27 protein-coding genes are annotated in these 18407 nt (G+C 67.7%); 1 reads left to right on the top strand and 26 read right to left on the bottom strand.

Annotated elements, in window-relative coordinates; genetic code table 11:
- Positions 1 to 116 precede the first annotated feature (116 nt).
- On the top strand, positions 117 to 725 hold the full coding sequence (locus IQ251_RS11155) for a class I SAM-dependent methyltransferase (RefSeq protein WP_193928448.1): 609 nt from the start codon (positions 117 to 119) through the stop codon (positions 723 to 725).
- A 57-nt stretch (positions 726 to 782) separates the two neighbouring features.
- On the opposite strand, the gene map is transcribed toward IQ251_RS11155, so the two are convergent.
- The 26 genes from map to fusA all read right to left on the bottom strand — a co-directional run bounded on the left by map (position 783) and on the right by fusA (position 18383).
- Positions 783 to 1574, bottom strand: coding sequence for a type I methionyl aminopeptidase (map, locus tag IQ251_RS11150; protein WP_193928447.1), 792 nt, complete (start codon positions 1572 to 1574; stop codon positions 783 to 785).
- A 211-nt stretch (positions 1575 to 1785) separates the two neighbouring features.
- Positions 1786 to 2340: an adenylate kinase gene (locus IQ251_RS11145; protein ID WP_193928446.1), complete on the bottom strand. Its 555-nt coding sequence runs from the start codon at positions 2338 to 2340 to the stop codon at positions 1786 to 1788.
- A 206-nt stretch (positions 2341 to 2546) separates the two neighbouring features.
- Positions 2547 to 3860 carry a preprotein translocase subunit SecY gene (secY, locus tag IQ251_RS11140; protein ID WP_193928445.1) on the bottom strand — a complete coding sequence of 438 codons (1314 nt, stop codon included), beginning with the start codon at positions 3858 to 3860 and terminating at the stop codon, positions 2547 to 2549.
- A gap of 565 nt (positions 3861 to 4425) precedes the next feature.
- A complete protein-coding gene (rplO, locus tag IQ251_RS11135) occupies positions 4426 to 4875 on the bottom strand; it encodes a 50S ribosomal protein L15 (RefSeq protein WP_193928444.1) in 450 nt (149 codons plus the stop codon).
- A gap of 2 nt (positions 4876 to 4877) precedes the next feature.
- A complete protein-coding gene (gene rpmD, locus IQ251_RS11130) occupies positions 4878 to 5057 on the bottom strand; it encodes a 50S ribosomal protein L30 (RefSeq protein WP_193928443.1) in 180 nt (59 codons plus the stop codon).
- Positions 5058 to 5063: 6 nt separating this feature from the next.
- Positions 5064 to 5672 carry a 30S ribosomal protein S5 gene (gene rpsE / locus IQ251_RS11125; RefSeq protein WP_193928442.1) on the bottom strand — a complete coding sequence of 203 codons (609 nt, stop codon included), beginning with the start codon at positions 5670 to 5672 and terminating at the stop codon, positions 5064 to 5066.
- Between the two features lie 35 nt (positions 5673 to 5707).
- The gene (gene rplR, locus IQ251_RS11120) at positions 5708 to 6109 is read right to left on the bottom strand and encodes a 50S ribosomal protein L18 (protein WP_193928441.1); all 402 of its coding nucleotides are present in this window, start codon (positions 6107 to 6109) and stop codon (positions 5708 to 5710) included.
- Positions 6110 to 6111: 2 nt separating this feature from the next.
- A complete protein-coding gene (gene rplF / locus IQ251_RS11115) occupies positions 6112 to 6651 on the bottom strand; it encodes a 50S ribosomal protein L6 (RefSeq protein ID WP_193928440.1) in 540 nt (179 codons plus the stop codon).
- A gap of 16 nt (positions 6652 to 6667) precedes the next feature.
- The gene (gene rpsH / locus IQ251_RS11110; protein WP_193928439.1) at positions 6668 to 7066 is read right to left on the bottom strand and encodes a 30S ribosomal protein S8; all 399 of its coding nucleotides are present in this window, start codon (positions 7064 to 7066) and stop codon (positions 6668 to 6670) included.
- A 234-nt stretch (positions 7067 to 7300) separates the two neighbouring features.
- Positions 7301 to 7486, bottom strand: coding sequence for a type Z 30S ribosomal protein S14 (locus IQ251_RS11105; RefSeq protein ID WP_193928438.1), 186 nt, complete (start codon positions 7484 to 7486; stop codon positions 7301 to 7303).
- A gap of 43 nt (positions 7487 to 7529) precedes the next feature.
- Positions 7530 to 8105: a 50S ribosomal protein L5 gene (gene rplE / locus IQ251_RS11100; protein ID WP_193928437.1), complete on the bottom strand. Its 576-nt coding sequence runs from the start codon at positions 8103 to 8105 to the stop codon at positions 7530 to 7532.
- A gap of 4 nt (positions 8106 to 8109) precedes the next feature.
- The gene (gene rplX, locus IQ251_RS11095; RefSeq protein WP_193928436.1) at positions 8110 to 8424 is read right to left on the bottom strand and encodes a 50S ribosomal protein L24; all 315 of its coding nucleotides are present in this window, start codon (positions 8422 to 8424) and stop codon (positions 8110 to 8112) included.
- Positions 8424 to 8792 (bottom strand): 50S ribosomal protein L14, encoded by a 369-nt coding sequence (gene rplN, locus IQ251_RS11090; protein ID WP_193928435.1) that lies wholly within the window; start codon positions 8790 to 8792, stop codon positions 8424 to 8426. Before rplN ends, rplX begins: the two co-directional genes overlap by 1 nt.
- 133 nt (positions 8793 to 8925) lie before the next feature.
- A complete protein-coding gene (rpsQ, locus tag IQ251_RS11085; RefSeq protein WP_193928434.1) occupies positions 8926 to 9201 on the bottom strand; it encodes a 30S ribosomal protein S17 in 276 nt (91 codons plus the stop codon).
- Positions 9198 to 9440: a 50S ribosomal protein L29 gene (gene rpmC / locus IQ251_RS11080; protein ID WP_193928433.1), complete on the bottom strand. Its 243-nt coding sequence runs from the start codon at positions 9438 to 9440 to the stop codon at positions 9198 to 9200. The genes rpsQ and rpmC overlap by 4 nt, the downstream gene beginning before the upstream one ends.
- Positions 9440 to 9859, bottom strand: coding sequence for a 50S ribosomal protein L16 (rplP, locus tag IQ251_RS11075; RefSeq protein ID WP_193928432.1), 420 nt, complete (start codon positions 9857 to 9859; stop codon positions 9440 to 9442). The genes rpmC and rplP overlap by 1 nt, the downstream gene beginning before the upstream one ends.
- A 3-nt stretch (positions 9860 to 9862) precedes the next feature.
- Positions 9863 to 10729: a 30S ribosomal protein S3 gene (gene rpsC / locus IQ251_RS11070; protein ID WP_193928431.1), complete on the bottom strand. Its 867-nt coding sequence runs from the start codon at positions 10727 to 10729 to the stop codon at positions 9863 to 9865.
- Positions 10729 to 11145, bottom strand: coding sequence for a 50S ribosomal protein L22 (gene rplV / locus IQ251_RS11065; protein WP_193928430.1), 417 nt, complete (start codon positions 11143 to 11145; stop codon positions 10729 to 10731). Before rplV ends, rpsC begins: the two co-directional genes overlap by 1 nt.
- A 42-nt stretch (positions 11146 to 11187) precedes the next feature.
- Positions 11188 to 11469: a 30S ribosomal protein S19 gene (rpsS, locus tag IQ251_RS11060; protein WP_193928429.1), complete on the bottom strand. Its 282-nt coding sequence runs from the start codon at positions 11467 to 11469 to the stop codon at positions 11188 to 11190.
- A gap of 18 nt (positions 11470 to 11487) precedes the next feature.
- On the bottom strand, positions 11488 to 12324 hold the full coding sequence (rplB, locus tag IQ251_RS11055) for a 50S ribosomal protein L2 (RefSeq protein WP_193928428.1): 837 nt from the start codon (positions 12322 to 12324) through the stop codon (positions 11488 to 11490).
- Positions 12325 to 12356: 32 nt separating this feature from the next.
- The gene (gene rplW / locus IQ251_RS11050; RefSeq protein WP_193928427.1) at positions 12357 to 12656 is read right to left on the bottom strand and encodes a 50S ribosomal protein L23; all 300 of its coding nucleotides are present in this window, start codon (positions 12654 to 12656) and stop codon (positions 12357 to 12359) included.
- Entirely contained in the window at positions 12653 to 13324 is a 672-nt protein-coding gene (gene rplD / locus IQ251_RS11045) for a 50S ribosomal protein L4 (RefSeq protein WP_193928426.1), read from the bottom strand. The genes rplW and rplD overlap by 4 nt, the downstream gene beginning before the upstream one ends.
- Positions 13324 to 13974 carry a 50S ribosomal protein L3 gene (gene rplC / locus IQ251_RS11040; RefSeq protein ID WP_193928425.1) on the bottom strand — a complete coding sequence of 217 codons (651 nt, stop codon included), beginning with the start codon at positions 13972 to 13974 and terminating at the stop codon, positions 13324 to 13326. Before rplC ends, rplD begins: the two co-directional genes overlap by 1 nt.
- A 65-nt stretch (positions 13975 to 14039) precedes the next feature.
- Positions 14040 to 14345 carry a 30S ribosomal protein S10 gene (rpsJ, locus tag IQ251_RS11035; RefSeq protein WP_009948626.1) on the bottom strand — a complete coding sequence of 102 codons (306 nt, stop codon included), beginning with the start codon at positions 14343 to 14345 and terminating at the stop codon, positions 14040 to 14042.
- 529 nt (positions 14346 to 14874) lie between these two features.
- On the bottom strand, positions 14875 to 16068 hold the full coding sequence (gene tuf, locus IQ251_RS11030) for an elongation factor Tu (protein WP_193928424.1): 1194 nt from the start codon (positions 16066 to 16068) through the stop codon (positions 14875 to 14877).
- A gap of 212 nt (positions 16069 to 16280) precedes the next feature.
- Complete coding sequence (fusA, locus tag IQ251_RS11025) at positions 16281 to 18383, bottom strand: elongation factor G (protein ID WP_193928423.1); 2103 nt, start codon at positions 18381 to 18383, stop codon at positions 16281 to 16283.
- Between the last annotated feature and the right edge of the window lie 24 nt (positions 18384 to 18407).

Here is an 18407-nt window from a genome sequence, read left to right as displayed (position 1 = left end):
ATTCGCGCGCGGGCGTCCTTTTCCGCCCATCCGGCCCGCTGCCCAGGCGGTACGCGCGCACGCGCCCCGCGGCGGACGAGATACCGTGACCGGCATGGCGACCGGCAGGAGTAGCTGTGGACAAAGGTGACAAACTGCGCGAGTACCGGACGTTCCTGACCCGTGCGGTCCGGCAGCCGTCGACCGTGGGAGCGGTGCTGCCCACCTCGCGGCACGTCGCCGCCGCCGTCGCGGGCGTGGTACCCGGCTCAGGCAGCCCCGTGGTCCTGGAACTGGGCCCGGGGACCGGCGCGCTCAGCGACGAGATCCGCGCCAAGCTCCCCGACGGCGCCCGGCACATCGCGGTGGAGATCGACCCGAAGCTCGTGCGCTACCTGCGCGACACCAAGCCCTGGCTGGAAGTGATCGAAGGCGACGCGGCCCACCTGGGGAAACTGCTCGCCGCCGCCGGGGTGCACCAGGTGGACGCCGCGATCAGCAGCATCCCGTGGACCCTGCTGCCCGTCGCCAAGCAGCGCGAGCTGCTCGGCGAGGTCGCCGCCCTGTTGTCCCCGGCGGGCGTGTTCACCACGGTCACGTACGTCACCACGCTGTGGCGCGCGTCGACTCGCGCGTTCATCGACGTGCTGCACGAGACCTTCGACGAGGTGCTGCCCAGGTCGACGGTGTGGGCCAACGTCCCGCCCGCCCGCGTCTACGCCTGCCGCAGGCCGCACCGGTCCTGACCACCAACGGGCGGGTAGCGAAGCCGCCGAGTGGGCCCCGCCGCCACAGCCGGTGGCTCAGTCCTCCGGCGCGGTCAGCACCCAGGGGCCGTCCTCGGTGATCGCCACCGTGTGCTCCCAGTGCGCCGCGGCCGATCCGTCCTCGGTGACCACGGTCCACTGATCGGCCAGCTCCTCGGTCTCCGCCGAGCCGAGCGTCAGCATCGGCTCGACCGCGATCGCCATCCCGACCTTGAGCTTGGGCCCGCGTCCCGGCTTGCCCAGGTTGGGCAAGAACGGCTCCATGTGCATCCGGGTGCCGATGCCGTGCCCGCCGTACTCGGCGATGATCCCGTACTCGGTGCCGTCGGCCGCGGCCGCGGCACGGGCTGCGGACTCCACCGCGTGCGAGATGTCGGTCAGCCGGTTGCCCGCGCGGACCTGCTCGATACCGGCCCACATAGCCGCCTCGGTCGCCGCGGACAGCGCCAGCGCCTTCGGGGGGACCGCACCGATGGCCAGCGTGACGGCCGAATCACCGTGCCAGCCGTCCAGGATCGCGCCGCAATCGACCGAGAGCAGATCGCCCTCGGACAGCGTCTCGCGACCGGACGGGATGCCGTGCACGACCTTCTCGTTCAGCGAGGCGCACACCGACGCCGGGAAGCCGTGGTAACCCTTGAACGACGGCACCGCACCGGCATCCCGGATGACCTGCTCGGCGACCTGGTCGATCTCCGCGGTGCTCACCCCGGGCGCCGCGCGGTCCGCGACCGCCGCCAGCGCGCGCGACACGACCAGACCGGCGGCGCGCATCGCCTCGATCTCCCCGCGCGACTTGAGCTCGATGCCCTTCCCCCGACGCAACAATGCACCCACCTCAGCATGATCGATGTCCGCGGACCGGGGATTCGACCCGCGTCGGCACCCGGTCTGCCGGAAAGCCTGACTGCGCTGCACCGGGACCGCATCCCGCACCGGTCAGCGACGGCGCTGCTTCCGACTCCGAGCCCCGGCGGCGGACGCAGCCGTCACCGGGGCTCGGAGTCGGTCGAACCGCCGGGTCCCGGCGGCACTGTGTTCAGGAGCGCCCGCGCAGCGCTTCCTGGGCCCGATCGGAGATCTGCTCGACCGTGCCCATCGCGTCGATCTTGACGATTCGATCCGCGTAGTACTCCAGCAACGGCTCGGTCTCCTCGCGGTAGACCGCCAACCGCCTGCGGATCACGTCCTCGGTGTCGTCCGACCGGCCGCGGTCGAGCATCCGGCGCACCAGCTCCTCCTCCGGCACGTCGAACTGCACCACCGCGGTCAGCTCGACACCGTTGGCGCCGAGGATCTCGCTGAGCACCTCGGCCTGCGCCGTGTTGCGCGGGTAGCCGTCGAGCAGAAAGCCCTTCTGCGCGTCGCTGTCGGCCAAGCGGTCCCGGACCATCTCGTTGGTGACCTCGTCCGGCACGAGCTCACCCGCGTCCATGTAGCTCTGCGCCTTCTGGCCGAGCGGCGTCTCGTTGCCGATGTTCGCGCGGAACAGATCTCCGGTGGAGATGTGCGGAACGTCGAGCCGCTCGCTGAGCACGGCCGCTTGGGTGCCCTTGCCCGCACCGGGCGGGCCCACGAGAACCAGTCGCACCAAGGATCTGCCTTTCGAATCAATCCGAACGCGCGCCAGATGCTGACGAGCGCGCCGCCTGCCCTCCCTGCCACCGGGCAACCAGCTCCGCGTGGACCCTACGCGGATCCACCACTGCGGGATCTGCGGCCTCGGCCGCCGCCCAACCCCGCCCGCGGCCGCCGTTCCCGGCGACCGGCTGGGGCGGGGCTGAACTCGGGCAGCCGATTTTACCGGAGGAAGCCTTCGTACTTGCGCTGCGTGAGCTGGCTCTCGATCTGCTTCACCGTGTCCAGACCCACGTTGACCATGATCAGCACCGCCGTACCGCCGAACGGGAAGTTCTGGTTCTGGCCCTGACCACCGGTCAAGCCCAGGAAGAAGTTCGGCAGGATCGCGATCACGCCGAGGTACAGCGAGCCCGGGAGCGTGATCCGGGACAGCACGTAGCTGAGGTACTCGGCGGTCGGGCGCCCGGGGCGGATGCCCGGGATGAAGCCGCCGAACTTCTTCATGTCGTCGGCGCGCTCTTCCGGGTTGAACGTGATCGACACGTAGAAGTACGCGAAGAACACGATCAGCCCCATGTACAGCAGGATGTGCACCCAGCTGGACGGGTCGACGATGTAGGTCTGAATGAACCGCGCCCACCAGGTGTCCTGGTTGCCGGCGAGCTGGCCGAGCAGCTGCGGCAGGTAGAGCAGCGAGGAACCGAAGATGACCGGGATGACACCGGCCTGGTTCACCTTCAGCGGCAGGTAGGTCGACGTACCGCCGTACATCCGCCTGCCGATCATGCGCTTGGCGTACTGCACGGGGATCCGCCGCTGCGCCTGCTCGATGAACACCACCGTGGCGATGATGGCCACGGCGAAGCAGCAGACCACCGCGAAGACCAGCGGGCCGTGCGAGTTCAGGATGTTGCCGCCCTCGGCCGGGACGCGGGCCGCGATGGAGGCGAAGATCAGCAGCGACATGCCGTTGCCGATGCCCCGCTCGGTGATGAGCTCGCCCATCCACATCAGCAGGGCGGCGCCCGCGGTCATGACCAGCACGACCACGATCAGGTTGAGCACCGAGTTGTCCGGCACGACCGGAACGGTGCAGCCCGGGAAGAGCTGTCCGCGCACCGCCAGCGCCACCACACCGGTCGCCTGCAGCACCGCGAGCGCGATGGCCAGGTACCGGGTGTACTGGGTCAGCTTCGCCTGCCCGGACTGGCCTTCCTTCTTCAGCTGCTCGAAGCGCGGGATGACCACCTGCAGCAGCTGCACGATGATGCTGGCCGTGATGTAGGGCATGATGCCCAGCGACAGCACCGACAGCTGGAGCAGCGCGCCACCGCTGAAGAGGTTCAGCATCGAGTAGACGCTGTCCGCACCGGTGCCCTGCACCTGTTCGATGCACTGCTGGACATTCGGGTACGAGACCCCGGGCGACGGAATCGTCGCGCCGAGCCGGTACAGCACGACCATGCCCAGTGTGAACAGGATCTTGCGGCGCAGGTCCGGCGTCGCCAGAGCCGAGCGGAAGGCGCCGAGCACGCGAACCTCCTGTACGCGAGCCGGTCGAGACCGGCCGGGACGGTGGCCGACTTCCAGCAAGCCGGCGCGGCGGGATTCTTGCAGGACCGCAGCTGGCACGGTACTGCCGGGGCGACCTTAGCAGGCGTGGCAGAAACCACGGTCAGCGACCGAAGAACCACCGGACATCACCGCGGAGCCGGCACCGGACGCCGTTTCACCTGCCACGACGGCGAAACGTTCGCCCTGGGCAACCCTGCCGGTCCCGCCCCGGACCTCCGCCGGGACCGCGCACCGGGATCCCGGGCGCCGGCACGCGCGGTGAATCCGCGGCGTTGCCAATTCAATCGGGCGCTCCGGGGCGGCACCGGTCGCGACACGCCGCGCCACAGCGGAATTTCCGACCGCGTACCCGGGCGAACCGGACACCGCCCGACGCCGCGGGCGGAACAGCCGGTCGATGATCATCAAATCGAGTGGGAAAACGGCACCGAGCCGCAGCGCGGAACTCCGGCCACACGACGAAAAGCGGGGGCCGGACGACATCGTGATGCCGTCCGACCCCCGCTCCGGGCCGAAGTCCGCCTCAGCGGTCCAGCTTGGTCGCCGAACCACCCGCGGCGGTGATCTTCTCCTGCGCGCTACCGGTGAACGCGTGCGCGCTCACCTCCAGCCGCACGCCCGCGAGGTCCCCGTCGCCGAGGATCTTCACGAGCTCGTTCTTCTTGACCAGGCCCGCACCGATCAGCTCGTCGATGCCGACCTTGCCGCCCTGCGGGAACGCCTCGACCAGCTTGCCGACGTTCACACCCTGGTACTCGGTGCGGAAGCGGTTCTTGAAGCCGCGAAGCTTCGGCAACCGCATCTGGATCGGCATCTGCCCGCCCTCGAAGCGGGGCGAGACGGTCTTGCGGGCCTTGGTGCCCTTCGTACCGCGACCAGCGGTCTTGCCCTTGGAAGCCTCACCACGGCCGACACGGATCTTGTCGCGGTTGGATCCCGGGGCGGGTCGCAGATCATGCAGCTTGATGACCATGATCAGACCTCCTCGACCGTGACCAGGTGCCGAACGGCGTTGATCTGGCCACGCACGTGCGCGTCGTCCGGCCGGACGACGGACTGCCGGATCTTGCGCAGCCCGAGGCTGCGCATCGTGTCCCGCTGGGCCTGCCGGGTACCGACCAGGCCGCGGACCTGCGTGATCTTCAGCTCTGCCATCTCTGATCAGACCTCCTGACCAGCGCGGGCCCGCAGCATCGAAGCCGGCGCGACGTCCTCCAGCGGCAGACCGCGGCGAGCAGCGACCTCCTCCGGGCGCTGCAGCTGCTTGAGCGCGTGGACGGTGGCCTGCACGATGTTGATCGGGTTGTCGCTGCCCAGCGACTTGCTCAGCACATCGTGCACACCGGCGCACTCCAGCACCGCGCGGACCGGACCGCCGGCGATGACACCGGTACCGGCGCTGGCCGGACGCAGCAGCACGATGCCCGCCGCGTCCTCGCCCTGCACCGGGTGGGTGATCGTGCCGGACAGGCGCGGGACGCGGAAGAAGTTCTTCTTCGCCTCCTCGACGCCCTTGGCGATCGCCGAGGGGACTTCCTTGGCCTTGCCGTAACCGACACCGACCATGCCGTCCCCGTCGCCGACGACGACCAGCGCGGTGAAGCTGAACCGCCGACCGCCCTTGACGACCTTCGCGACGCGGTTGATGGTCACGACCCGCTCGAACTGCGGGGTCTTCTCTTGGGCCGCCCCGCCACGGCCACCGTCGCGGCGGTCCTTGCGGTCCTTGCCGCCGGACTCTCCGCCCTCACGCCGAGTGCGTCCAGGCATCAGGCGTCCCTTTCGTTGTCGTTCTTAGCCACTTGTCAGAACTCCAGTCCGCCGTCGCGGGCGGCGTCTGCCAGTGCGGCCACGCGGCCGTGGTAGGCGTTGCCGCCCCGGTCGAACACGACCTTGTCGATGCCCGCGTTCTTCGCGCGGGCCGCGACCAGCTCGCCGACCTTGGTGGACTTGGCCGTCTTGTCGCCCTCGAACGCCTGGAGATCGTTCTCCAAGCTGGTGGCGGAGGCCAGCGTGTGGCCCTTCGTGTCGTCGATCACCTGCGCGGTGATGTTGCGCAGGGAGCGCGTCACGACCAGGCGCGGCCGCTCTGCCGTGCCGAGGATCTTCTTGCGCAGCCGGGTGTGCCGCTTGGCCCGGGAAATCCGACGCACGGTCGAGATGTCCTTGCCCACCGGCTTGCGGTTGGTAGCTGTCGTCTCGCTCATGGTCACTTACCCGTCTTTCCGACCTTCCGGCGGATGTTCTCACCCGCGTAGCGGACACCCTTGCCCTTGTACGGGTCGGGGCGGCGAAGCTTGCGAATCCTGGCGGCGATCTCACCCACCAGCTGCTTGTCGATGCCCTTGACCGAGAGCTTCGACGGCCCGTCGGTGGAGAACTCGATGCCTTCCGGGGGCTCGATCACGATCGGGTGGCTGTAGCCGAGCGCGAACTCCAGGTTCGAGCCCTTCTGCAGCACCCGGTAACCGACGCCCTGGATCTCCAGGTCCTTCTGGAAGCCCTGGCTCACGCCCAGCACCATGTTGTTGACCAGCGTGCGGCTGAGCCCGTGCAGCGAGCGCGACTCGCGCTCGTCGTCGGGCCGCTTGACCAGCAAGGAGCCGTCCTCGTCCCGCTCAACGGTGATCGGGGCGGCGACCTCACTCGACAGCGAGCCCTTCGGCCCCTTCACGGAGACCGTCTGACCGTCGATGGTCACCTCGACACCGGAGGGGACGGTGATCGGCAGCTTTCCGATGCGCGACATATCCGTTCCTCCTCCCTCACCAGACGTAGGCGAGGACTTCCCCGCCCACGCCCTTTTTCATGGCCTGCCGGTCGGTCAGCAGACCGCCGGAGGTCGAGATGATCGCGACGCCGAGTCCGCCCAGCACCTTCGGCAGGTTGTTGGACTTGGCGTACACCCGCAGACCGGGCTTGGAGACCCGGCGCAGGCCCGCGATGCTCCGCTCGCGGTTCGGGCCGAACTTGAGCTCGACAACGAGCTTCTTGCCCACCTCGGCGTCCTCGACGCGGGAGCCGGACACGTAGCCCTCCCGCTGCAGCATCTCGGCGATGTTCGCCTTCAGCTTCGAGTGCGGCATCACGACCTCGTCGTGAAACGCCGAGTTGGCGTTGCGCAGACGTGTGAGCATGTCTGCGATCGGGTCGGTCATCGTCATGACCTACTCAACCTTTCTCGTCTGGTTCCGACGGGTCCGGATCGCGACTCCCGGCGAACCGGGAGCGTCTGGACCCTGGCCTGGACGAAGTCGGGGTCATCGCCTGCCACCGGGGCAGGCCTGTCGTTCGCGTGCAAGCACGGCCTTCACCGCTGGTGCGCGGGCATCAGCCCTGGTGGCGGCGCCTGCCCGAGGGTACCGGCCTGCGGTACGGCTCGGGCAGGCGGCCGCGGGTCACCAGGAGGACTTGTGCACGCCCGGCAGCTCGCCGGCGTGCGCCATGTCGCGGAAGCACACCCGGCACAGCCCGAACTTGCGGTACACCGAGCGCGGACGCCCGCACCGCTGGCAGCGGGTGTACCCGCGAACCTTGAACTTGGGCTTGCGCGCGGCCTTGATGATCAGCGCCTTCTTGGCCATCGGATCAGTTCTCCTCGTTTGGATCCACAGCGAGGCCCACGGGTCACTCGTCCTTGAACGGGAAGCCCAGCTGCTTGAGCAGCGACCGGCCCTCGTCGTCCGTGTTGGCCTTGGTGACCACGGTGATGTCCATGCCGCGGGGGCGGTCGATCGAGTCGGGGTCGATTTCGTGGAACATCGACTGGTCACTCAACCCGAACGTGTAGTTGCCGTTGCCGTCGAACTGCTTGGCCGACAGCCCGCGGAAGTCCCGGATTCGCGGCAGCGAAATGGTGATCAGCCGGTCCAGGAACTCCCACATCCGGTCCCCGCGCAGGGTCACCCGGGCGCCGATGGGCATCCCCTCGCGCAGCTTGAACTGCGCGACGGACTTGCGGGCCCGCCGGACCTCGGGGCGCTGACCGGTGATGGCCCCCAGGTCGCGAACTGCGCCTTCGATGAGCTTGCTGTCCCGTGCGGCGTCGCCGACGCCCATGTTCACCACGACCTTGACCAGGCCGGGCAGCTGCATGGGGTTGGCGTACTGGAACTCCTGCTGCAGCGCGTCGCGGATCTCGTCGCGGTAGCGGAGCTTCAGCCGCGGGACGATCTTCTCAGCGTCTTTTTCCACCGTCGACATGAGTTTAGATGTCCTTACCGTTACGACGAGAAATGCGGACCTTCTTGCCGTCCTCACCGGTGCGGTAGCCGACCCGCGTGGGCTGGCCGTCGGAGTCCAGCGCCATCACGTTGCTGACGTGGATCGGCGCTTCCTGGGTGACGATGCCGCCGGACTGGGCACCGCGCTCGGTCCGAGAGACCTTGGTGTGCTTCTTGATCCGGTTGACACCCTCGACCAGGACCCGGTCCTCCTTCGGGAAGGCCTGGATGACCTTGCCCTTGGCGCCCTTGTCCTTGCCGGAGATGACGACGACGGAGTCGCCCTTCTTGATCTTCATCACAGCACCTCCGGCGCGAGCGAGATGATCTTCATGAACCGCTTGTCGCGCAGCTCGCGGGCCACCGGCCCGAAGATGCGCGTGCCCCGCGGCTCACCGCCCGGCTTGACCAGCACGGCGGCGTTCTCGTCGAACCGGATGTAGGAACCGTCCGGACGACGCCTCTCCTTCTTCTGCCGGACGATGACGGCCTTGACCACATCGCCCTTCTTGATGCCCGCAGCGGGCATGGCTTCCTTGACGGTCGCCACGATGATGTCTCCGAGACCGGCGTAGCGCCGACCGGAACCACCGAGGACCCGGATCGTAAGGATCTCCTTGGCCCCGGTGTTGTCGGCGACGCGCAGTCGCGATTCCTGCTGGATCACGTCTGACTCCCTGACCCTAAGTGCTCGAACCTCGTCGCCCGAGCACACTCTGGCGCGCCAAATTTCCGACTTGACGCGCGCGGTCACGCCGGGAGCGCGGCCGGCAGCACAGGCCGACCGCGCACCCGGTCGATTACTTGGCCTTCTCCACGACCTCGACGAGCCGCCAGCGCTTGTCCGAGGACAGCGGGCGAGTCTCCATCAGGAGGACCCGGTCGCCGACCCCGGCATCGTTGGCCTCGTCGTGCGCCTTGACCTTGGTGGTCTGCCGCATGATCTTGCCGTAGAGCGCGTGCTTCTTGCGGTCCTGCAGCGAGACCACGATCGTCTTCTCCATCTTGTCGGAGACGACGTAGCCTTCGCGGACCTTGCGGCTGTTGCGGGTCACGCCCTGTCCTTTCTCGCTCATGCCGCGCCCTCCTCAGCGCCCTCGGCGGAAACCGTCAGGCCCAATTCGCGCTCGCGCATGATGGTGTAGACCCGGGCGATGTCCTTGCGGACCACACGCAGCCGCCGGTTGTTCTGCAGCTGACCGGTAGCCATCTGGAAGCGGAGGTTGAACAGCTCCTCCTTGGCTTCCCGCAGCCGTTCGATGAGCTCCTCGTTGTCGAGATCCCGGAGCTCGGACGCGGTGACACCCGCTGCCATCAGAAGTCACCACCCTCGCGGGACACGATCTTGCACTTCATCGGGAGCTTGTGCGCCGCACGGGTCAGCGCCTCGATCGCCGTCTTCTCGTTCGGGAAGGTCAACTCGAACATGACGCGACCGGGCTTGACGTTGGCGACCCAGTACTCCGGGGAGCCCTTACCGGAACCCATGCGGGTTTCGGCCGGCTTCTTGGTCAGCGGGCGGTCCGGGAAGATGTTGATCCAGACCTTGCCGCCACGCTTCACGTGCCGGTTGATGGCGATACGGGCCGATTCGATCTGGCGGTTCGTCACGTAGGCGTGCTCGACCGCCTGGATCCCGTACTCGCCGAAGTTGATCCGGGTGCCACCCTTCGCGAAGCCCTTTCGCTTCGGCGCGTGGCTCTTGCGCCACCTCACCTTGCGTGGGACGAGCACGTCTCAGCCCTCCGTCTTCTCTTCGGCCTGCGGCTCAGCAACGGCCGGAGCGCTGGCGGAGGCCACGTCACCCGCGGTCTGCGCCTGCTCCGGGCTCTGAGCCGAGCCCTTGCCGCGGTCTCCACCGGAACCGCGACGGCGCCCGCCGCGCTCCGAACGGCCACCTCGGTCACCGCGGTCCCCACCGCCGGCACCACCGCGCGGCGGACGGACCTCGGACTCCTGCTGCTTCTGCTTCAGGCCGCCGACCAGTTCACCCTTGTAGATCCACACCTTGACGCCGATGCGGCCGAACGTGGTGCGGGCCTCGAAGAAGCCGTAGTCGATGTCCGCGCGCAGCGTGTGCAGCGGGACCCGGCCCTCGCGGTAGAACTCCGACCGGGACATCTCAGCCCCGCCCAGGCGACCCGAGCACTGCACCCGGATGCCCTTGACCTGCGGCGAACGCATGGCCGACTGCATGGCCTTGCGCATCGCCCGGCGGAAGGAGACCCGGTTGGACAGCTGCTCGGCCACGCCCTGCGCGACGAGCTGCGCGTCCGCCTCGGAGTTCTTCACCTCAAGGATGTTCAGCTGGACCTGCTTGCCGGTCAGCTTCTCCAGCGACCCGCGGATGCGGTCGGCCTCGGCACCCCGGCGGCCGATCACGATGCCCGGGCGGGCGGTGTGGATATCCACCCGCACCCGCTCGCGGGTCCGCTCGATCTCGACCTTGGAGATGCCGGCGCGCTCCATGCCGCGGGAGAGCTGACGGCGGATCTTGACGTCCTCCGCGACGTACTCCGAATACTGCTTGTCGGCGTACCAGCGGGACTTCCAGTCCGTGGTGATGCCGAGTCGGAAGCCGTGCGGGTTGATCTTCTGACCCACTACCGGGCACTTCCCTTCTGGCTCTTTCGGGACTTGCCGGCCGTCTGCGGCCGCGACTCGACCTCGACCGTGATGTGACTGGTCCGCTTGCGGATCCGGTACGCACGACCCTGCGCACGCGGGCGGAACCGCTTCAACGTCGGGCCCTCGTCCACGTACGCGTGGTTGACCCACAACGTGGCCGGGTCGAGGGAATTGTTGTTCTCCGCGTTGGCCATCGCACTGGCGAGCGCCTTCGACACCGGACCGCTTGCGGTCTGCGGCGCGAACTTAAGCACGGCCAGGGCTTCGCTGGCGCTCCGGCCCTTGATGAGCTCGACCACGCGGCGCGCCTTCATCGGCGAAACGCGGACGAACCGGGCCCGCGCCACTGCGCGCGGGAGCTCCGCGGCAGTGTCGTCGGAACGGGCTGTCATCCTGCTACCCCTTGCTCTTACTCGTTCGTGTCACAGACCCGCTCAGCGGCGGCGCGACTTCCGGTCTTCCTTGACGTGGCCCTTGAACGTGCGGCTCGGCGCGAATTCGCCCAGCTTGTGCCCGACCATCGCCTCGGTGATGAACACCGGAACGTGCTTACGGCCGTCGTGCACCGCGAAGGTGTGACCGAGCATGTCCGGGATGACCGTGGACCGGCGGGACCAGGTCTTGATCACGGTCTTCTTGCCCGACTCGTTCAGCGCGTCCACCTTCTTGAGCAGGTGGTCGTCCACGAACGGGCCCTTCTTCAGGCTGCGTGGCATTTCTGCTTACCTCCCTGCTCAGCGCTTCTTCTTGCCGGTGCGGCGACGACGAACGATGAGCCTGTCACTGGGCTTGCGCAGCCGCGTACGGCCTTCCGCCTTGCCCTTGGGGTTGACCGGGTGGCGGCCACCCGAGGTCTTGCCCTCACCACCACCGTGCGGGTGGTCCACCGGGTTCATGACGACACCGCGCACGGTCGGGCGCTTGCCGCGCCAGCGCGAACGGCCCGCCTTGCCCCAGTTGATGTTGGCGTGCTCGGCGTTGCCAACCTCGCCGACCGTGGCGCGGCACCGGGCGTCCACGTTGCGGATCTCCCCGGAGGGCATCCGCAGCTGGGCGAACGGGCCGTCCTTGGCCACCAGCTGAACCCGGGCACCGGCGGAACGCGCGATCTTCGCGCCCTGGCCCGGGCGCAGCTCGATCGCGTGGATCACGGTACCGGTGGGGATGTTGCGCAGCGGCAGGTTGTTCCCGGGCTTGATGTCGGCCTGAGCGCCGTTCTCCACCCGGTGGCCCTGCTTCACGCCGTTGGGCGCCACGATGTAGCGCTTCTCGCCGTCGGCGTAGTGCAGCAGAGCGATCCGCGCGCTGCGGTTGGGGTCGTACTCGATGTGCGCGACCTTGGCCGGCACACCGTCCTTGTCGTTGCGGCGGAAGTCGATCAGGCGGTAGGCCCGCTTGTGGCCACCACCCTTGTGCCGCGTGGTGATCTTGCCCTGCGCGTTCCGACCTGCCTGCTTGTTCAGCGGGCGGACCAGCGACTTCTCCGGCTCCGACCTGGTGATCTCGGCGAAGTCGGACACGCTTCCGCCGCGACGGCCCGGCGTCGTCGGCTTGTACTTGCGAATGCCCATCTCTAACGCAACCTCGTCCTAATCAGCGCCGGTCAAGCGGCCGGTCCGCCGAAGATCTCGATCGGCTTGCTCTCCGGGGAAAGGGAGACGATCGCCCGCTTGGTGTTCTTGCGCTTGCCGTACCCGGTGCGGGTGCGCTTGCGCTTTCCCTCGCGGTTGATCGTGTTCACGTTGGCGACCTTCACGTTGAAGATCTTCTCCACCGCGATCTTGATCTCCGTCTTGTTCGACCGCGGATCAACCAGGAACGTGTACTGGTTCTGCTCCAGCAGGCCGTAGCTCTTCTCGGAGATCACCGGCGCGATGATGATGTCTCGCGGATCGGCGCTCACTGGTCTGCCTCCTCTGCCGAAGACGCGGCGGCCTTGGCCGAACGACCGGCGACGAAGCGCTCGTACGCGGTCTTGGTGAACACCACGTCATCGCTGTTCAGAACGTCGTAGGTGTTCAGCTGACCGGGGTCGAGCAGGTGCACGTTCTGCAGGTTGCGCAGGCTCAACCAGGAGTTCTCCTCCTCGTGCCGGTCGAGCACGACGAGCACCTTCTTGCGGTCGGTCCAGTTGCGCAGCGCGGTCTTGCCCTGCTTGGTGGACGGCGTCTCGCCACCGACCACGTGCGTGACCACGTGCAGCTGGCCGGCGCGAACCCGGTCGGAGAGGGCGCCGCGCAGCGCGGCGGCCTTCATCTTCTTCGGGGTCCGCTGGCTGTAGTCCCGCGGCTGCGGGCCGTGCACGGTGCCACCACCGACGAACTGCGGCGCCCGGATCGAGCCCTGGCGGGCGTTACCGGTGCCCTTCTGCCGGTACGGCTTCTTGCTGCCGCCGGCGACCTGGCCGCGCGTCTTGGTGGCGTGCGTGCCCTGCCGGCCTGCGGCCAGCTGGGCCACCACGACCTGGTGCATCAGCGCGACGTTCGCCTGCGCGTCGAAGATCTCGGCCGGCAGCTCAACGGTGCCGTCCGTCTTGCCGTCCGGGGTACGGACGTCGAGCGTCAAGCTCATCACGCACCACCCTTCGCGGGACTCTTAACCAGGACCAACCCGCCCTTCGGGCCGGGCACGGCACCCTTGATCAGCAGCAGGCCGGTCTCGGACTCGACCTTGTGCACCTGCAGGTTCTGCGTGGTCACCCGGTTCGAGCCCATCCGGCCCGCCATCCGCATGCCCTTGAACACGCGACCCGGGTACGCGCAGCCGCCGATGGAGCCCGGCTTGCGGTGCACGGCCTGCGTACCGTGGCTGGCACCCTGCCGCGCGAAACCGTGGCGCTTGATCGTCCCGGCGAAGCCCTTGCCCTTGCTCGTGCCGACCACGTCGACCACCGCGCCCGACTCGAACACGTCGGCGGTGACCTCCTGGCCGGCTTCGTACTCACCGGCGTCACCGGTGCGCAGCTCGACGACGTGCCGGCGCGGGGTGACCCCGGCCTTGGTGAAGTGGCCGGTGCGCGGCTTGTTCACCTTGCGCGGGTCGATGGCGCCATACGCCAGCTGCACGGCCGAGTAGCCGTCCTTCTCCTGGGTGCGGACCTGGGTGACCACGTTCGGCCCGGCCTGCACGACAGTCACCGGGACGACCCGGTTCTTGTCGTCGAAGACCTGGGTCATACCGAGCTTGGTGCCCAGAACACCCTTGATCTGCCTGTCAGACATTGGTCTCGTTCTCTCCAGCTGCAGTGGCCGACCCGGCAAGCGAGCGGCCCGTCGCCTGCCGTCCCTTATTGGATGTTCACGTCGACGCTGGCTGGCAGGTCGATGCGCATCAACGCGTCAACCGTCTTCGGCGTCGGTTCGAGGATGTCGATGAGCCGCTTGTGCGTCCGCATCTCGAAGTGCTCCCGCGAATCCTTGTACTTGTGCGGGGAGCGGATGACGCAGTAGACGTTCTTCTCCGTGGGCAGCGGCACCGGCCCCACGACCCGAGCGCCGGTGCGCGTCACGGTCTCGACGATCTTGCGTGCGGACGCGTCGATCGCCTCGTGGTCGTAGGCCTTGAGCCGGATGCGGATCTTCTGTCCCGCCATAGTGGCTTGCCGTTCCTCTTGTCTCGTGCCGCGGTTACGTATTGAGCGGGTGCCAAGCACCCATCCCGGGCGGTGGTGCCCCACGCGGCCTCGGCCATGTGATGTCCCGATGCCGGATGCCCCGGCCACGAGTCACAGTCCTCGGTCCGCCCCTGTTCAGGTCTTTGATGCCCGGTACCTGCGGTCGGGCGTGTCGCCCGGAAGCCGCGTACCGGTCCCCTCGAACGTCGCCGTGGGGTGGGCCGGAGCCCGTTACATCTTTCGGTTGGCCACCCCGCTCGCTCCACCACCGCGAGCGGTGAAGCGGGCCCGGTGCGGACCGGTCCCTGCGAACAAGGGCGGGAGGCCCTCGCAGCAGAGCGGCCGAACCTCGGGAACACCCGAGGTCGACCACCTGCCAACGAGCAACCCGTACAGGATGGCATACCCAGCACGCCACCCCGAATCGGGGGTGGGTTTCCGGCGCTCGTACGCACCGGAAACCCGAAAGAGGGCCTGCCCCGCCCAGGCGGAACAGGCCCTCGTCACGTCACTTGACGATCTTGGTGACGCGACCGGCGCCGACCGTGCGGCCACCCTCGCGGATCGCGAAGCGAAGGCCCTCGTCCATCGCGATCGGCTGGATGAGCTGCACCGACATCTCGGTGTTGTCGCCCGGCATGACCATCTCGGTGCCCTCGGGAAGGGTCACCACACCGGTCACGTCGGTGGTGCGGAAGTAGAACTGCGGCCGGTAGTTGTTGAAGAACGGCGTGTGCCGGCCACCCTCGTCCTTGGACAGGATGTAGACCTGCGCCTCGAACTCGGTGTGCGGGGTGGTGGTGCCGGGCTTCACGACGACCATGCCGCGCTCGACGTCCTCGCGCTTGACACCGCGGATCAGCAGACCCACGTTGTCGCCCGCCTGACCCTGGTCGAGCAGCTTGCGGAACATCTCGACGCCGGTGACGGTGGTCTTGATGGCCTTGTCCTTGATGCCGACCATCTCCACCTCCTCGTTCACCTTGATGACGCCGCGCTCGACGCGACCGGTCACCACGGTGCCGCGGCCGGTGATGGAGAAGGAGTCCTCGACCGGCATGAGGAACGGCTTGTCGACCTCGCGCTCCGGGTCCGGAATGTTGGCGTCGACCGCGTCCAGCAGCTCGATGATCTTGTCCGACCAGCCCTGGTCGCCTTCCAGCGCCTTGAGCGCGGAGACGCGGACGACCGGAGCGTCGTCACCCGGGAACTCCTGCTCGGACAGCAGCTCGCGAACCTCCATCTCGACAAGCTCAAGGATCTCCTCGTCCTCGACCATGTCGGACTTGTTCAGCGCGACCAGGATGTACGGGACGCCGACCTGGCGCGCGAGCAGCACGTGCTCGCGGGTCTGCGGCATCGGGCCGTCGGTCGCCGCGACCACCAGGATCGCACCGTCCATCTGGGCGGCACCGGTGATCATGTTCTTCACGTAGTCGGCGTGACCCGGAGCGTCGACGTGGGCGTAGTGCCGCGCCTCGGTCTGGTACTCGACGTGCGCGATCTGAATCGTGATGCCGCGCTCTTTTTCCTCCGGCGCCTTGTCGATCTCGTCGAACGGCGTGAAGGGGTTCAGCTGCGGGTACCGCTCGTGCAGCACCTTGGTGATCGCCGCGGTGAGCGTGGTCTTGCCGTGGTCAACGTGACCGATGGTCCCGATGTTGACGTGCGGCTTGTCCCTCTCGAACTTCGCCTTCGCCACTGGATTGTCCTCCTGGACTTGTTAACTTTCCGCCGTACGACTTGGTGTGCCAGGCGGAGTCCTGTCGGGTTTGGTGGCGCCGGGCGCGGCCCGCGGCCCGCCCGGCACCGCCGAACTGGAGGGGATTGCTCCCCGGTCGCCTTCGCAGCGTAGCTCCGGCGTCTTGCCCGGCTTCTGCGGCCGTCGATGTCCGCTGCTGGGCAGTGGTGCCGTTACTCCCCGGTCGCCTTGGCGATGATCTCCTTGGCCACGCTGGACGGGACCTCGGCGTAGGAGTCGAACACCATCGAGTAGTTGGCCCGACCCTGGGTCTTCGACCGCAGGTCGCCGACATACCCGAACATCTCCGACAGCGGCACGAGTGCCTTGACGACGCGGGTACCGCTGCGCTCCTCCATGGCCTGAACCTGGCCACGGCGGGAATTCAGGTCGCCGATGACGTCGCCCATGTAGTCCTCGGGCGTGGTCACCTCGACCGCCATCATCGGTTCGAGCAACGCCGGGGACGCCTTGGCGGCGGCCTCCTTCATCGCCATCGAACCGGCGACCTTGAAGGCCATTTCCGAGGAGTCGACCTCGTGGTACTGGCCATCGAGCAAGGTCACCTTCACGCCGACCACCGGGTAGCCGGCCAGCACGCCGAACTGCATGGCGTCCTGCGCACCCTGGTCGACCGACGGGATGTACTCCCGCGGGATCCGGCCGCCGGTGACCTTGTTCTCGAACTCGTAGGTCGCGGCGTCCGAAGTCTGCTCGATCGGGTCAAGCTGGATGATCACGCGCGCGAACTGGCCGGAACCACCGGTCTGCTTCTTGTGCGTGAACTCGTGCTTCTCGATCGACTTGCGGATGGTCTCCCGGTAGGCCACCTGCGGCTTGCCAATGTTGGCCTCGACCTTGAAGTCGGTCTTCATGCGGTTGACCAGCACCTCAAGGTGCAGCTCACCCATGCCGCCGATGATGGTCTGCCCGGTGTCGTCGTCCAGGTTGACCCGGAAGGTCGGGTCCTCCTCGGCGAGCTTCTGGATCGACGTGGACAGCTTCTCCTGGTCGGCCTTCGTCTTCGGCTCGATGGCCACCTGGATGACCGGCTCGGGGAAGCTCATCGACTCCAGCACGATCGGGTTCGCCGGATCGCAGAGCGTGTCACCGGTGGTGGTCTCCTTGAGGCCGACCACCGCGTAGATGTGCCCGGCCTGAGCCTCGTCGACCGGGTTCTCCTTGTTGGAGTGCATCTGGAAGAGCTTGCCGATGCGCTCCTTGCGCTCCCGCGTGGAGTTCATGATCTGCTGAGCGTTGCTCACCTTGCCCGAGTACACCCGGATGTAGGTGAGCTTGCCGAAGAACGGGTGGACCGAGACCTTCGACACCAGCGCCGCGAACGGCTCCTGGGTACTGGGCTTGCGCTCGGCCGCGGTCTCGCCGTCGGGCAGCAGGCCCTGCACCGGCGGGACGTCCAGCGGCGAGGGCAGGTAGTCGACCACCGCGTCCAGCATCGGCTGGACGCCCTTGTTCTTGAACGCGGTACCGCACAGCACCGGGAACGCCTCCCGGTCGATGGTGAGCTTGCGGATGCCGCTCTTGATCTGCTCCGTGGTGAGCTCCGCACCGCCGAAGTAAGCCTCCATCAGCTCTTCATCGCTCTCGGCGACGGCTTCGATGAGCTCCTCGCGGTACTTCTGGGCGGTCTCCACCAAGTCGGCCGGGATGTCCTCGACCTCGTACTGCGTGCCCTTCTGGACCTCACCGCGCCAGGTCAGCGCCTTCATGTGGACCAGGTCCACGACGCCCTCGAAGTCGGACTCGACGCCGATCGGCAGCTGCAGCACCAGCGGGCGGGCGTTGAGCCGGTCCTTGATGGTGCCCACGGTGAAGTAGAAGTCCGCGCCCAGCTTGTCCATCTTGTTGACGAAGCAGATGCGGGGGACGTCGTACTTGTCCGCCTGGCGCCAGACCTGCTCGGACTGCGGCTCGACGCCTTCCTTGCCGTCGAAGACGGCGACCGCACCGTCCAGTACCCGCAGGCTGCGCTCCACCTCGACGGTGAAGTCGACGTGCCCGGGGGTGTCGATGATGTTGATCTGGTTGTCGCCCCAGAAGGTCGTGGTAGCAGCCGAGGTGATCGTGATACCCCGCTTCTGCTCCTCTTCCATCCAGTCCATCTGGGACGCACCGTCGTGCGTCTCACCGAGCTTGTGGGTGATCCCGGTGTAGTACAGAACACGCTCGGTCGTGGTGGTCTTGCCCGCGTCGATGTGGGCCATGATGCCGATGTTGCGGACCTTGGTCAGGTCAGTCAGCACGTCGCGTGCCACGAGTTTCTTCCCCGTTCCCTAACA

Origin of the sequence: Saccharopolyspora montiporae (assembly GCF_015209505.1) — a bacterium.
GTDB lineage: Bacteria > Actinomycetota > Actinomycetes > Mycobacteriales > Pseudonocardiaceae > Saccharopolyspora > Saccharopolyspora montiporae.
Note: the sequence above shows the minus strand (reverse complement) of the source record. Positions and strands in the feature narration are given on the sequence as shown.